Source organism: Flavobacterium hibisci (assembly GCF_020026925.1).
In the GTDB taxonomy this organism is placed as follows: Bacteria; Bacteroidota; Bacteroidia; order Flavobacteriales; family Flavobacteriaceae; genus Flavobacterium; species Flavobacterium hibisci.
Genome location: NZ_JAIQDW010000010.1, coordinates 23,093 through 37,659, shown reverse-complemented (window position 1 = coordinate 37,659; position 14,567 = coordinate 23,093). Strand labels below are relative to the sequence as shown.

The following is a 14,567-nucleotide window of genomic DNA, read 5'->3' as shown; positions in this document are numbered from 1 at the left end:
ATGGAAAAAATAATTCAAATAACATCAGGGCGCGGCCCGGCTGAATGCAGCTGGGTGGTGGCTCAGGTACTGAAAACTTTTCTGGAAGAAGCAAATGATAATAAAATAAAAACCACTTTGCTTCAACGGGAAAAAGGAATCGAAAACGGAACCGTAGAAACAGCCACGATTTTACTCGAAAGTGACAATCTGAATACATTTGTTAATTCATGGATAGGAACCATTCAGTGGATTGGACAGAGTCAGTTTCGAAAATTTCATAAACGTAAAAATTGGTTTATCGGAATTTTTGAAGTTGATAAAGCGACAACGACCGAAATTACAGAGAAAGATATCCAGTATCAGGCCATGCGAAGTTCCGGTGCGGGAGGACAACATGTAAATAAAGTCAGCTCGGCAGTAAGAGCGACTCATCTCCCAACAGGAATTAGTGTTGTGGCAATGGATTCTCGGTCTCAGCATCAGAATAAAAAACTGGCAACCGAAAGATTGCTGCAGAAATTTAAAGATGAAACCGTCAAACAATTCAAAGCCGAATTTCAGGCACAATGGATCAACCAATTGCAAATTCAGCGCGGGAATCCGGTTCGGGTTTTTCAGGGTACAGATTTTAAAAAACAAAAACAAGTTAAAAAGTACAAACAAGAACGGCAACGATTAAAACGGGAAGATTATTTCGACCGGGAATAAGATTTGATTTTTGCATTTCCAAATAGAAAAAATTATGAAAACAGTAGATAAATATCTTTTTCAGGCATTGGACAATTATCCATATTGGTTGGAAGGAACCATCGAATCGTTGGATTATGCCTTGTCTTACGATGATAAAAATACCATGGCATTGTGTTTATACGGTCAGGTTTTTTCAGATCAGTTATTCAAATATGAAGAAGCAAAAGAGTATTTTCAGAGAGCACTTTCGATTAATATTTATGCTTTAGAGGTGTATCCTTTTTATATTCATACTTTGATTTTGAATGAAGATTACGAAGAAGCATCTAAACTGATTGATTTTGCATTGACAGTCAAAGGAATCAATAAAGCAGAAATCCTTTTGAAGAAAGTCATGCTTTTAGAACGTCAGCAAGAGTTTAAGAAAGCCTTGAAAGTGATTAAAAAAGTAAAACTTACCACAATCAATACTTCTTATGACTACACGATTGAAGAATCTGAAAAAAGGCTGAACAAAAAATTGAATGGTGATTCGAAAAAGGATAAATCGGCCAAGAAGAAAAAGAAGAAAAAGAAGAAAAAGTAAAAAAGAAAGGATGTCTATTATGGCATCCTTTTTTGGTTTTAAATAGAGTAGTAAATCTTTTCCTGAAAGATTATAAATATCCCGTATTTTTGCAGAAAATAAAATCCCTTTGAAAACAAAACTTTTTGTAATAACACCACCATTTACCCAACTGAATACTCCGTATCCGGCTACCGCTTATATAAAAGGTTTTCTGAATACCAAAAATATAGAATCCGTTCAGGCAGATTTGGGTATTGATGTGATTTTGAAATTGTTTTCGAAAGAAGGTTTACAGGATTTATTTACATCCATCAGCCAACAACCAACAACGGAAAACTGCAAAAGAATTTTCGCATTACAGGACGAATACATTAAAACGATTGATTCTGTAATTCAGTTTTTGCAGGGAAAAAATCCAACCTTGGCACTGCAGATTTGTCAGGAAGATTTTCTGCCGGAGGCTTCCCGTTTTGCACAATTAGAAGAACTCGACTGGGCTTTCGGAACCATGGGAACTCAGGACAAGGCAAAACACCTGGCAACTTTGTATCTCGAAGATATTTCGGATTTTATTGTTGAGTGTGTCGATGAAAATTTTGGCTTTAGCCGATATGCAGAACGTTTAGGCCGAAGTGCCAATTCTTTTGATGAATTGTACGAAGCTTTACAACAGGAACCGACTTATATTGATTCGATTTTAATTTCACTTCTGAAAGAAAAAATAGAAGCTGTAAAACCAACCTTGTTTTTAATTTCTGTTCCCTTTCCGGGGAATTTATATAGTGCTTTTCGATCTGCGCAATGGGTCAAACAAAACCATCCCGAAATCAAAATTTCGATGGGAGGCGGTTTCCCGAATACCGAATTACGCTCACTTTCTGACAAGCGTGTTTTCGAATTCTTCGATTTTATCACTTTGGATGATGGCGAAGTGCCAATCGAAGAATTAATTTTCAATTTAGAAAAACCGTATTACAATTCTTATAAGCGAACTTTTCTTTTAGAAAACGGAGAAGTTGTCTATAAAAATAATTCTTTAAAACATGATTACAAGCAGGCATTTGTAGGAACTCCGGATTATTCTGATCTGCCTTTGGATAAATACATTTCGGTTATCGAAATCGTGAATCCGATGCACCGAATGTGGAGTGACGGGCGTTGGAACAAACTCACTATGGCTCACGGCTGCTATTGGGGAAAATGTACTTTCTGCGATATTTCATTAGATTATATAAAAGTTTACGAGCCCGTTGCGGCCAGTTTACTTTGTGACCGAATAGAAGAATTAATTGAAAAAACAGGGCAAAATGGCTTTCATTTCGTAGATGAAGCCGCACCGCCAGCCTTGATGCGGGCGCTGGCTCTAGAAATCATAAAACGAAAACTGGCTGTAACATGGTGGACAAACATTCGATTCGAAAAAAGCTTTTCAAAAGATTTGTGTTTATTATTGAAAGCTTCCGGCTGTATTGCCGTTTCGGGAGGATTAGAAGTAGCTTCAGACCGATTGTTGAAATTAATAGATAAAGGCGTAACCGTAGAACAGGTGGCAAAAGTAACCCGAAATTTTACAGAAGCCGGAATCATGGTGCATGCGTATTTAATGTATGGATATCCAACACAAACGATTCAGGAAACTATTGACAGTCTCGAAATGGTGCGTCAGCTATTTGAAGCCGGGGTTTTACAGTCCGGATTTTGGCATCAGTTTGCCTTAACAGCGCACAGTCCGGTCGGGTTATATCCGGAACAATTTGGCGTCACCAAAAAGACGGAAGCAATTGGAACTTTTGCTAATAACGACATTGATTATACCGATTCGACAGGAATCAATCATGATAAATTTAGTTTCGGGTTAAAGAAATCGCTTTTTAATTTCATGCACGGAATCTGTTTTGATTATGAATTGCAGGATTGGTTCGACTTCAAAATTCCAAAAACAAAAATTCATCCAGATTTTATTTTTAATGCTTTAGAAGAACAAAACGATTTCAATACAAAACCAAATGCAAAAGTGGTCTGGCTGGGCGGAAAACCTTTAGCAGAAACCTTTACAAAATCAAAAAAAGGAAAAAGCTGGGAAATGATGTCCCTGACTTTTCATGATAAAAAAGAAAGTTTTACCATTCAGACCAGTAAGGAAGAAGGAAAATGGCTGATCGAAATCCTGAAAAAAATCACGGTTTCAAATAGTAAAAATTATACTTTTCAGGAAGTGAAAAATGATTTTGAAACTTCGCTTGAGGATTTTGAATTGTTCTGGTACTCAAAGCCGATTAATACGTTACGTGAATTTGGGTTATTAGTTTTATAATCAATATTCCACACATTCTCCATCATTAGGAACAGTAGTTTTTGACAAAAGATTATTCTCGGCTAAAGCTTTTTTTAATTCTTCCCTTGTTGTCGGACAATGATTTAAAGCTTCTAAATGATTGGCAAAAACTTTTCCGGGAGCCAGAGCTGTAAATTTTAGTATATCATTCATTCTCATTAATAATGGCTGACCAAAATCTAATCTTGCGGTACCGCAGGCTACAGTTGCAATATCAGGTTTTAATTCTGTAAGGACTCTTTCTGTGTCTTTTGTGAAAATAGTATCAGAGCTGATGTAAATTGTTTTTTCGTTCAGAAGTTCTATAAAAAAGCCTGTCACATTTCCCATTAATTTGGCGATAAAGCCATATCCGTGAACGGCAGGAATTCCTGTTATTTTTCCGTCCAGAAAATTTTGTGGTTGCCAGTAATCTAAAGTTTGAATGACAGTCAAACCTCGCTGTATTATCTTTTTTTCGTCTTTACTACTGCAAATTACCGGAATTGATTTTCTTTTTAGAAAAACTTCCCCGGCTTTGTCAAGATGATCAGGGTGCAAATGTGTTATCAGGCAATGCGTGACTTTACTCAAAATTTCCCTGCTGTTTTTGGGAAGTGCTGTCAGCGGGTTTCTCTTTGGCGGATAACGAAAAAGAGTAAAAGGAGCTATAGTTTTCCTTTTTCCTAACATAGGATCAATTAAGATGACATGTTTTTCTGTTTCAATGACTAAAGTGGCATTTCGTAAATGATGCAGTTTCATATCTAAAAGTTTACTATTAAAAATACGAAATTTTTTATAATCATAATCTGTAAATTACATTACAAATCGAAACCCGATTCCATGTAAGTTTTCAATAGAAATATCTTTTTCATTTGCCAGAATTTTTCGAAGGCGCGAAATAAAAACGTCCAGGCTTCGTCCCATAAAATAATCGTCGGTTCCCCAGAGTGCGGTTAAAATCTGTTCTCTTTTTAAAACAGAATTTTTATTGTCCAGAAACAATTTCAACAATTCGGCTTCTCGTTGTGTAAGGCCAATCTTTTCTTCATTATTAAAGAGAATAAAATTTTTGGTATCAAACTGGTATTTTCCTATTTCATAAATCGCTTTTTCGGGTTTGCTTTTTTTCTGCGAACGTTTTAGAAAAACTTCAATTTTCAGGATCAGTTCCTCAATGCTAAAAGGTTTCACAAGATAATCATCTGCACCCAGACGCAAACCTTTAATTCGGTCTTCTTTTAAAGTTTTAGCAGAGAGAAAAATAATCGGAATATCAGTATTGAGTTTTCTGATTTCTGTTGCCAATTCAAAACCATCCATTTTTGGCATCATAATATCAAAAATACAAATATCAAAATCGTTGTTTTTAAAACTTTCCAAACCTGATTTTCCATCAGGACAATGAATAACTTCATAGTCATTTTGCTCCAGATTGTCTTTGGTTAAAAAAGCTAATGTTTCATCATCTTCGGTATAAAGAATTTTAAAGCTTCTCATTTTTATATTGGGATTGACAAAGTTATGGTGACACCTTTTGTACTGTTTTCTGTTGCTGAAATTTTCCAGTTTTGAAGGTCGCAAATCTTTTTTACATAATACAAACCTAATCCGAAACCGTTAACCTCGTTGCTTTTTTCATTCTGTATTCGGTAAAATTTATCAAATATAAATGAAATATTTTTAGAAGCAATTCCGATTCCGTTATCTTCAAAGGACAGCTTTAATAGCTTATTTTCTGTAAAAATTCCAACCGTAATTTCAGGCTTTTCATTGCAGTACTTTACAGCATTATCGAGTAAATTATAAACCAGATTGGTAAAATGAAATCTATCGGTTTCGAGTTCGTAATGGTTTGAATCTGTTTTAATTTTAATGGAAGCTTCCGGATATTTTAAACGAATATTTTCAATTACTTCCTCAATAACAGGGATGATTAATAAGAATTCTTTTTTTAATTCCAGTGGTGTATAATCAGATTTTGCGATGTTTAAAATCTGCTCAATATGACTGTTTAGTTTGTTACTCTGGTTAATGATGATATCGGTATAAGTGTACAGCTTTTTGTCTTCCTTAATTTTATCTTGTCCGATTAAATATTTTGATGCAATTAAAATCGAAGATAAAGGCGTTTTAAATTCATGGGTCATATTATTGATGAAATCACGCTGGAGTTCTGAATATTTTTTTTGCTGCAGAAGAGTCAAAATCGAATAGACGTAAATCAGTAAAATGAAAATCAAAACGATAGATAATACAAACCAAAACCGCATAGAACTAAACAGATAAGTCGTTTCATGCGGAAAACGTACAGCAAAATAATAGACCAGATTTTTGTGTTTCGGAAAATAAACCGATTGTTTCGCTCTTCCTTTATCAGATAATGAAATGTAATTACCATAAACCATTTCGTCGCTTTGGCAATTATACATAGCATATTCAAAATCAGTGGTGATATTCATTTTTTTGAATTCGGTTTTCAAATAAAATTCCAGAATATCAGGTTCAAAATCGTTGTCGATGTTTACGATATAATAATCATTTGCAATTTTTTGTACCGGATTTTGTGCGGGCAATTCATGATTGGTTCCTTCATGCAGTTTTTTGACTACTTCGAGAAGTGCGATATGAGTTTTTTGACTTAGTTTTTTCTGTTCTAATGTAAAAGCCTCTTTTGTCCAAAGCAATTGTGCGATCAATATGCCAATTATGGCTATTAATCCCAGTATAATAATGCTGTTAAGTCTGTTAATTTTCAAGGAAATCTTTTTTTGAGGGTGTAATATTAATCAAATTTAGAATTAAAAATCACGCTTAACAAGTCATTAACAAACATTTGAAACCGGTTAACAGCGAATTGTTTTTTTGTAAAGTAATTTTGAAATATAAAATTTAACCCTATCACCAATTTAAAATAACAGACTATGAAAATTATTAAAATTTCGACGCTCATCTTAGCTTTAGGATTAATGTCATTCTCAGCAATCTCTCCCGTTAAAGCATTAATTTCAAATTCTGTTGGAGCGACTGCAGAAAGCACTATCGTATGGAAAGCAGAAACGATTGATGTTGGACAGATCCCACAAGGAACCCCAAAAGCAATTGTTTACGAATTTAAAAATACCGGAAAAACAGCTGTAGTAATTACAAATGTACAAGGATCATGCGGTTGTACTGCTACAGATTATACTAAAGAACCAATCCTTCCCGGGAAATCTGCAAAAGTCACAGCAACTTATAATGCGGCAAATAAAGGAGGTTTTACTAAAACAGTTACGGTTACAACAAGTGCCGAAACAACTCCAAAAATCCTTACTTTAAAAGGCACAGTTATCTAAAATAAAGTTGATTATATAAAGGTGGAAAACTCCCGACATGTGATGTGCCGGGAGTTTTTTTTGCCAAAATATTATTTTGAAATGAATTTGTTTTTACGGAAACTTTTCTAATTTTATTCAAAAAATTATTATGAAAATTTGGTGCAGTTTTACTGTTATTATACTCGTTTCTATTGCTGTGTCATGCAATTCAAAAGGGGATAAAAAAGAAGAAAATCTAAAGAAAACAGAGGTCGTCATTCCGGAATTAAAACTTACCATAGACAGTTTGGCAATCGCCGGATTTTATGAAGCGTATCCTAAATTGAAAAATTTTCAGGATGAGGTTGCCGCTTTGTACGCAAAAAAACAATCTACCCAATTATGGCTTGATAATAAAGGAGTTGTTGAGTTTGGAAATACGTTGTATGATAAATATAAAGGTTTAGAAAATGAAGGTTTAAAAGCCAATTTTCCGTATAAAGAAATCAATTTAATTTTTGAGAACAATTCGGTTAATAAACTTTCAAAAGTCAATACCGATTTGATGATCACCAATTTGTATTTCTATTATGCTGAAAAAGTATACAGAGGTTTTGACGAGAAAACATCCATTTCATTAGAATGGCTGCTTCCGCGAAAAAAACTCAATTATCAGGTTTTAACCGATTCTCTTTTTGAAAAATCGACTATAAGTGATGATAAGAAAAGCAAGATGTTCAGTCAGTATTACAAGCTTCGTGATGCACTTCATCAATACAGAGATATTGAAAAAAACGGAGACTGGAAAACAATTGAAGTTGATGAAGATTACAAAGGACTAAAATTAGGAGATTCTTCGGCAACAATTGCACAAATAAGGGAAAGGCTTTTTGTAACCGGAGATATTAAGGAGGATAACAAAAGTGCTGTTTGTGATACGGTTTTGATGAAAGCAGTCAAAAACTATGAATTACGACATGGCTATGCACCAAAGAATACTATTTTATTAGAACATATTAATGATTTGAATATCCCTGTTTCAGACCGAATTAAAACCATCATTGCCAATATGGAACGCTGCCGCTGGATTGATCCTGAACTGGAAAAAGGTAAAAAGTATATTGAAGTCAATATTCCCGAATTTAGATTGTATATAGTCGAAGATGGTAAAATTGCTTTTATATCACCCGTTGTGGTGGGTAGGACAATGACCAAGACGGTTGTTTTTAGCGGAATGATGAATAATATTGTTTTCAGTCCATATTGGAATGTTCCGCCAAGTATTATCAAAAGCGAAATCAAACCCGGAATGGCGAAAGACAAAAACTACCTCGCAAAGAAAAATCTGGAATGGAATAATGGAGCGGTTCGGCAGCTTCCGGGGAAAAATAACTCACTTGGACTTGTAAAGTTTTTATTTCCGAATTCCAGTAACATTTATCTGCATGATACGCCTTCAAAAAGTTTGTTCGAAAGAGAAAGCAGGGCTTTTAGCCATGGCTGCGTGCGTGTAGCAAAACCACGTGAACTGGCCATTGAATTGTTGAAAGATGACCCAAAATGGACTCCGGAAAGAATTGACAAAGCCATGCATGCCGGAAAAGAAAGCTGGTACACCCTGAAGAAAAAAGTTCCGGTTTATATTGGTTATTTCACCGCTTGGGTAGATCGCGAAGGTCAGCTGAATTTCTATAAAGATATTTACCAGAGAGATGAAAGTCTGATTAAATTATTGACTGAAGAATAAAGTAGTTATATTAATTTTTTCACGCAGATTTTGGCATATAACAGCAGATTTAATTAGATTTTGATCTTATTCAATAAAAAATCTGCACACATCTGCTTAAATCTTTTTAAAATCTGCGTGAAAAAACATTTCGTGAAATTCTTAGCTTGTTAAAGATGTAACAAACTATTCAGACAAAACATCAACACATTTATAAAAACGTTTTGTGTAATGTTCTTCGTCAAGTCCTGTAATGGTGACTTTTTGTGCTTTTCCTGATGAAGCGTGAATAAATTTCGATTGCATTCCGTTGGCTTCACAGATGATGCCAACGTGACCTATTACACTTTTGTCCTTATAACCATAAAATACTAATACATCCCCAACTTTAAATTCATCAGGTTTTAAGGTCTTGCCCACATTTTTATAACCACCGGAACTTCTTGGTAAGGTCAAACCAAAATTTTTGAAAACGTAAGATACAAAACCCGAACAGTCAAATCCTTTGTCTGGATTACTGCTTGCATACAAATATCGTGTTCCTAAATATTGTTTTGCATACGAAATGACAGAATCCCGTTCAATTTTAGTCTGGATTTTTTTAACCGAATCAGATTGTGTTTTGTTGTCTTTTTTTAAAGTAAAAGAAGAAAATAAAATAGTAATCAAAAGAAACAGGATGGGAATAGTAGTTTTCATATGAGCGGGCAGATAATTATTAGCTTATAAAGATAAAGCGTTTGTTTAGAATAGCAAAAAGAGGTTGGTTTAATAAACGTTTTTGGTATTTTTTTATTGCTTTTTGATATTTTAGTATCTTTCTGTAAAATGTAATTCGGATATATTTGTGAAATGTATTTATATTTTAACGAATAAATTATGTTTATCAAAAAAATAACGCTTTTAATTTTGTTTTTGCTGATTTCGCAAATGTCGGTTTCACAAACTAAAGCAAAAAACTTTTTATATGCCGGAAGAGTAGATGTGCTGGAGGATAATAAAGCAGTATTGATCGGGACTGCAGCTTCGGTATCGTTTAATTTTTCAGGCGAAAAATGTGCTGTTTTACTTCAAAGTATTGACACCTGGGAACATCATAATTATGTGGTTTTAGAACTTGATGGACAATACATTGGAAAAGTAAGAGTCGAAAAGGGGCCGGTTCAGTCTTTTGAGATTAAAGCTGTTTCAAAGCAAAAAGTACATACCCTAAATATTTATAAGGGTACTGAAGCCACAATGGGCAATGTTTTATTTGCCGGAACTACAGCGAAATTAATGACAATAACTCCAGTCAGAAAGAAAAAAATCGAATTTATTGGAGATTCCATAACAAGTGGTGCAGCAAATGATCCGTCCACAACTCCGTGTGATCAGGGCGAATATTTTGACCATCACAATGGTTTTTATGCTTACGGACCCATCTTGTCCAGAAATATTGATGCAGATTATTTATTGAGTTCAGTTTCCGGAATCGGAATTTATCGCAATTGGAATGACGAGGGGCCTGAAGTTCCGATTATGCCAGCTGTTTATGAAAATTTATATCTGACAAAAGACAATTCTAAACCTAAATATAATTTTGCTTTTCAACCGGACATAATTAGTATTGCGATAGGAACGAATGATTTTTCGAATGGGGATGGTAAAAAAGAGCGCCTGTCTTTTGATCCTGAAAAATATGTTTCGAGTTATGTCAATTTTATAAAAATGCTTTATAAACACAATCCGAATGCGCAATTGGTGTTGACAAATAGTCCAATGGTAAATGGAGAAAAAGCAGTGATTTTTGAAAATTGCCTGAATAAAATAAAAGCCGAAGTCGATATGGATAAGTCACACAAACCCATTCTGATTTTCAAATTTAAGCCTATGACACCAAGCGGTTGTTCCGGACATCCAAACATTACTGAACATAAAATTATGGCTGCGGAATACGGACCATTTTTAAAAAAACTGCTAAATGAAAAATAATATATTTAAGTTTGTTTTCTTACTGATTTCCGGCACTATGATGGCAAACGTTTCCCTTCCGAATATTTTTGGCGACAATATGGTATTGCAGCGCAATGCTGAGGTCAAAATATGGGGCTGGGCTAATCCAAAAGAGGAAATCAAACTCGTTTCCAGTTGGAACAATCAGGAATATAAAGTTACTGCAAACAATCAGGCGCAATGGGAACTCAAAATCAAAACGCCCGAAGCCGGTGGACCTTATACGATTTCCATAAAAGGGTATAATGAAGTAATCCTGAAAAATATTTTAATTGGCGAAGTCTGGGTTTGCTCCGGACAATCCAATATGGAAATGTCGGTAAGCTGGGGAATTGATAACGGAGAAGAAGAAGCAAAAAATGCAACAAATCCTAACATTCGTTTTTTTACCGTTCCAAAATTAACCGCGACAACACCTCAAAACAACTTACTCGGAAACTGGACAGAATCGACTCCGGAAACCATGAAAAACTTTAGTGCGGTTGGTTACTTTTTTGCCAAACGTTTACGAGAAGATTTAAAAAATGTCCCTATCGGATTAATTTCTTCAAACTGGGGCGGAACTCCAGCAGAAATCTGGATGCCGGAAGAAGTGGTACAAAACGACCCCGTTTTATTGGAAAATGCCAAAAAACTAAACGAACAGGAATACGGACCAAAACAGCCAGGGCGTGCTTACAATGCCATGATTTCTCCTTTTGTGGGATTTAAAATCGCCGGAACACTCTGGTATCAGGGCGAATCGAATGTTGGATCATTGGTTTACGATAAAACGTTAGGAGCTTTGATTACTTCGTGGCGAAAAGCCTGGCAGGATGATTTTCCGTTTTATTTTGTACAGATTGCCCCTTTTAAAAACGGCAGTAACAATTTCTCAAATGTTATTGTAAGAGATTCCCAAAGAAAATTACTTCAACAAATAAATAACACCGGAATGGTTGTGATCAGCGATGTTTCAGATACGATTGATATTCATCCAAAGGATAAAAAATCGGTTGGAATTCGTCTGGCAAATTTAGCGCTGGCAAATACGTATAAAACCAATTCTAATTTGGTTAATGGTCCGCTTTTTAAAGATATTAAAATTGATAAAAACAAAGTGATTGTTTCTTTTGATTTTGCTGAAGGATTGTATTTTAAAGATAAAATCTCAAAACAATTTGAAGTTGCGGTAACAGACGGTACTTTTTATCCTGCTGAAGCTTCGATAAAAAACAATCAGGTAATTGTAACGAGTAAAAAAGTACCGAATCCTGTAAAAGTGAGATTTGCATGGGGAAATACGATTCAGTCCGATTTGTTTAATAAAGCGAATCTGCCGGCTTCCTGTTTTATTTCGGAGTGAAGGTTTACACGTTTTTTTGTCTCATTTCGACGAAGGAGAAATCAAACAAGAGGCTCAACAAAGATTGGCGATTTTGATTGTGGAGTTCCTAGTGTGATTTCTCGTTCCTCGAAATGACAAGATTGTAAAAAAACCAAGGACTTCTCGTTACCGTAAACCGCGTGAGGGATAGAAGAGGAAAGCCCACAGCCTGACGAAGGAAGTGCGAGGACTTGAAACGGATAGCCCGACCCGGAGGGACACGCCCAAAATATGATACTTTTTAACCACTATGAAAAATAAAAAAATACTAATTATTGGGGTTTTTGCCCTTTTTATTGCTGGAAATATGAATGCACAGAAGAAACCGTATCTGGATAAAAATAAAACGATTGAACAACGCATTGATTTGCTTTTGCCATTGATGACCCTTGAAGAAAAAGTAGGTCAGATGAATCAATATAACGGTTTTTGGGACGTGACCGGTCCCGCTCCGAAAGGTGGAAATGCCGAGTTAAAATACGAACATCTTCGGAAAGGATGGGTGGGAAGCATGCTGACGGTTCGTGGCGTGAAAGAAGTTCGTGCCGTTCAGAAAATTGCGGTGGAAGAAACCCGTTTGGGGATTCCGCTGATTATTGGTTTTGATGTGATTCATGGTTACAAAACGTTAAGCCCGATTCCGTTGGCAGAAGCGGCTAGCTGGGATTTAGAAGCCATTAAAAAATCGGCGGCGATTGCAGCAGATGAGGCTTCGGCATCCGGAATTAACTGGACTTTTGGACCAAATGTAGATATTACAAACGATGCCCGCTGGGGACGTGTAATGGAAGGGGCAGGGGAAGATCCATACCTTGGAAGCAAAATTGCGGTAGCGAGAGTAACAGGTTTTCAGGGGGAAACAACTGCCGATCTGGCAAAAGTAAACACCATTGCAGCCTGTGCCAAACATTTTGCAGCTTATGGTTATGTAGAATCAGGACGTGATTATAATTTGGTTGACATTAGTAATTCGAAATTATTCAATACTGTTTTGCCGCCGTTTGAAGCGGCGACAAAAGCAGGTGTGAGAACTTTTATGAACTCGTTTAATCTCGTAAACGGAATTCCGGCAACGGGGAATGTTTTCTTGCAAAGAGACATTTTAAAAGGCAAATGGAAGTTTGATGGTTTTGTGGTTTCAGACTGGGCTTCGGTTCGTGAAATGATTCCGCATGGGTATGCTAAAGATGGAGCAGATGCAACGGTGAAAGCCGTTACAGCCGGTTCTGATATGGACATGGAATCCCATTTGTATGTTACAGAACTAGCGAAATTGGTTAAGGACGGAAAAGTAAAAGAAGCTTTGGTAGATGATGCGGTGAGAAGGATTTTACGCGTGAAATTTGAACTGGGTTTATTTGATGATCCGTACAAATACTGTGATGAAAAACGTGAAAAAGCAACTATTGGAAATAAAGCGAATAATGATGGTGTTTTGGACATGGCGAAAAAGTCAATTGTTTTATTGAAGAATGATAAAAATCTGCTTCCGCTAAAAAAAACCGGACAAAAAATTGCTTTGATCGGAGCTTTAGCGAATGATAAAAACAGTCCGTTGGGAAGCTGGAGAATTGCTGCGGAGGATAATACGGCGGTTTCTGTTCTGGAAGGAATGCAGCAATATAAAGACAATCAGCTGGTTTTTGAAAAAGGAGCTTATTTGATTGTTGGCAAAGCAACTTTCCTTGATGAGGTCGTTTTTAACACAACAGACAAAAGTGGATTCGAAGCAGCAAAAATAGCAGCTAAAAATGCAGATGTGGTAGTAATGGTTTTAGGTGAACACGGTTTTCAGAGTGGGGAAGGACGCAGCAGAACGAACCTTGATTTGCCGGGATTACAGCAGGAATTGTTAGAAGAAATTTATAAAGTGAATCCAAACATCGTTTTAGTTTTAAACAATGGCCGCCCGTTGACTATTCCGTGGGCAGCAGAACATATTCCGGCAATTGTTGAAGCCTGGCATTTGGGAACCCAAACCGGAAATGCTGTAGCTCAGGTTTTATACGGGGATTATAACCCAAGCGGGAAACTGCCAATTTCTTTTCCGAGAAATGTAGGGCAGGTTCCAATTTATTATAACAATTACAGTACAGGAAGACCTGTAAATGCTGATAAAAACGTGTTTTGGTCACACTTTTCAGATGTAGAAAAAACACCTCAGTTTCCTTTTGGCTTCGGATTGAGTTATACCACTTTCGATTATAAAAAGCTGAAATTAAATAAGACAACTTTTGCAAAAGGAGAGCCGGTTCAGGTAAGTGTCGACGTTACCAATTCAGGTAATTATGACGGAAAAGAAGTCGTTCAGTTGTACATTCACGATGATTTTGCCAGCATCGCCAGACCGGTTGAAGAGTTAAAAGGTTTTGAATTAGTGAATTTGAAAAAAGGAGAAACTAAGACTGTAACTTTTACTTTAACAGATAAGGAACTTGGTTTTTATGATAACAACGGGAATTATCTGGTCGAACCGGGAACTTTTAAACTTAAAATAGGAGGCAGTTCTGATAAAGGTTTGGAAAGCGGATTTGAGATAAAAGAATAAACTTAAAGTTTTAATCTCGCAAAGACGGAGAGGCGCAAAGTTTAATTGTATAATTGAATAGCGTCCAGCTTTAGCT

At 35.9% G+C, this 14,567-nt stretch carries 12 protein-coding genes; 8 read left to right on the top strand and 4 right to left on the bottom strand.

The annotated features are described in order from the left end of the window. The 3 genes from prfH (at nt 1) to K8B81_RS11660 (ending at nt 3,554) form a co-directional block, all read left to right on the top strand. Nucleotides 1–690, top strand: a complete 690-nt coding sequence (gene prfH / locus K8B81_RS11670; protein WP_025572149.1) for a peptide chain release factor H — start codon at nt 1–3, stop codon at nt 688–690. Nucleotides 691–724: 34 nt separating this feature from the next. Beyond that, nucleotides 725–1,258: a tetratricopeptide repeat protein gene (locus K8B81_RS11665; RefSeq protein ID WP_223681677.1), complete on the top strand. Its 534-nt coding sequence runs from the start codon at nt 725–727 to the stop codon at nt 1,256–1,258. A 109-nt stretch (nt 1,259–1,367) separates the two neighbouring features. Then, nucleotides 1,368–3,554, top strand: a complete 2,187-nt coding sequence (locus K8B81_RS11660; RefSeq protein ID WP_223681676.1) for a B12-binding domain-containing radical SAM protein — start codon at nt 1,368–1,370, stop codon at nt 3,552–3,554. On the opposite strand, the gene K8B81_RS11655 is transcribed toward K8B81_RS11660, so the two are convergent. The 3 genes from K8B81_RS11655 to K8B81_RS11645 are packed head-to-tail and all read right to left on the bottom strand — an operon-like array spanning nt 3,555 to nt 6,316. Continuing rightward, nucleotides 3,555–4,319, bottom strand: a complete 765-nt coding sequence (locus K8B81_RS11655) for an MBL fold metallo-hydrolase (protein WP_025572141.1) — start codon at nt 4,317–4,319, stop codon at nt 3,555–3,557. It lies immediately after the preceding gene. Nucleotides 4,320–4,373: 54 nt separating this feature from the next. After that, nucleotides 4,374–5,057, bottom strand: a complete 684-nt coding sequence (locus tag K8B81_RS11650) for a response regulator transcription factor (protein ID WP_025572139.1) — start codon at nt 5,055–5,057, stop codon at nt 4,374–4,376. Between the two features lie 2 nt (nt 5,058–5,059). Further along, complete coding sequence (locus tag K8B81_RS11645) at nt 5,060–6,316, bottom strand: sensor histidine kinase (RefSeq protein ID WP_223681675.1); 1,257 nt, start codon at nt 6,314–6,316, stop codon at nt 5,060–5,062. 165 nt (nt 6,317–6,481) lie between these two features. Between K8B81_RS11645 and K8B81_RS11640 the strand changes: the two genes are divergently transcribed. Both K8B81_RS11640 and K8B81_RS11635 read left to right on the top strand, forming a co-directional pair. Next, complete coding sequence (locus K8B81_RS11640) at nt 6,482–6,895, top strand: DUF1573 domain-containing protein (RefSeq protein ID WP_223681674.1); 414 nt, start codon at nt 6,482–6,484, stop codon at nt 6,893–6,895. Nucleotides 6,896–7,025: 130 nt separating this feature from the next. Beyond that, nucleotides 7,026–8,603, top strand: coding sequence for a L,D-transpeptidase family protein (locus K8B81_RS11635; protein ID WP_223681673.1), 1,578 nt, complete (start codon nt 7,026–7,028; stop codon nt 8,601–8,603). Between the two features lie 165 nt (nt 8,604–8,768). Here K8B81_RS11635 and K8B81_RS11630 read toward each other — a convergent pair whose 3' ends face one another. Then, nucleotides 8,769–9,281 carry a C40 family peptidase gene (locus K8B81_RS11630; protein WP_223681671.1) on the bottom strand — a complete coding sequence of 171 codons (513 nt, stop codon included), beginning with the start codon at nt 9,279–9,281 and terminating at the stop codon, nt 8,769–8,771. 180 nt (nt 9,282–9,461) lie between these two features. On the opposite strand from K8B81_RS11630, the gene K8B81_RS11625 reads away from it, so the two are divergent. From K8B81_RS11625 to bglX, 3 genes are all read left to right on the top strand, one after another. After that, nucleotides 9,462–10,556 carry an SGNH/GDSL hydrolase family protein gene (locus tag K8B81_RS11625; RefSeq protein WP_223681670.1) on the top strand — a complete coding sequence of 365 codons (1,095 nt, stop codon included), beginning with the start codon at nt 9,462–9,464 and terminating at the stop codon, nt 10,554–10,556. After that, nucleotides 10,546–11,922 (top strand): sialate O-acetylesterase, encoded by a 1,377-nt coding sequence (locus tag K8B81_RS11620; protein WP_223681669.1) that lies wholly within the window; start codon nt 10,546–10,548, stop codon nt 11,920–11,922. The genes K8B81_RS11625 and K8B81_RS11620 overlap by 11 nt, the downstream gene beginning before the upstream one ends. A 271-nt stretch (nt 11,923–12,193) precedes the next feature. Next, nucleotides 12,194–14,491, top strand: a complete 2,298-nt coding sequence (gene bglX, locus K8B81_RS11615) for a beta-glucosidase BglX (protein WP_223681668.1) — start codon at nt 12,194–12,196, stop codon at nt 14,489–14,491. Nucleotides 14,492–14,567: the final 76 nt, after the last annotated feature.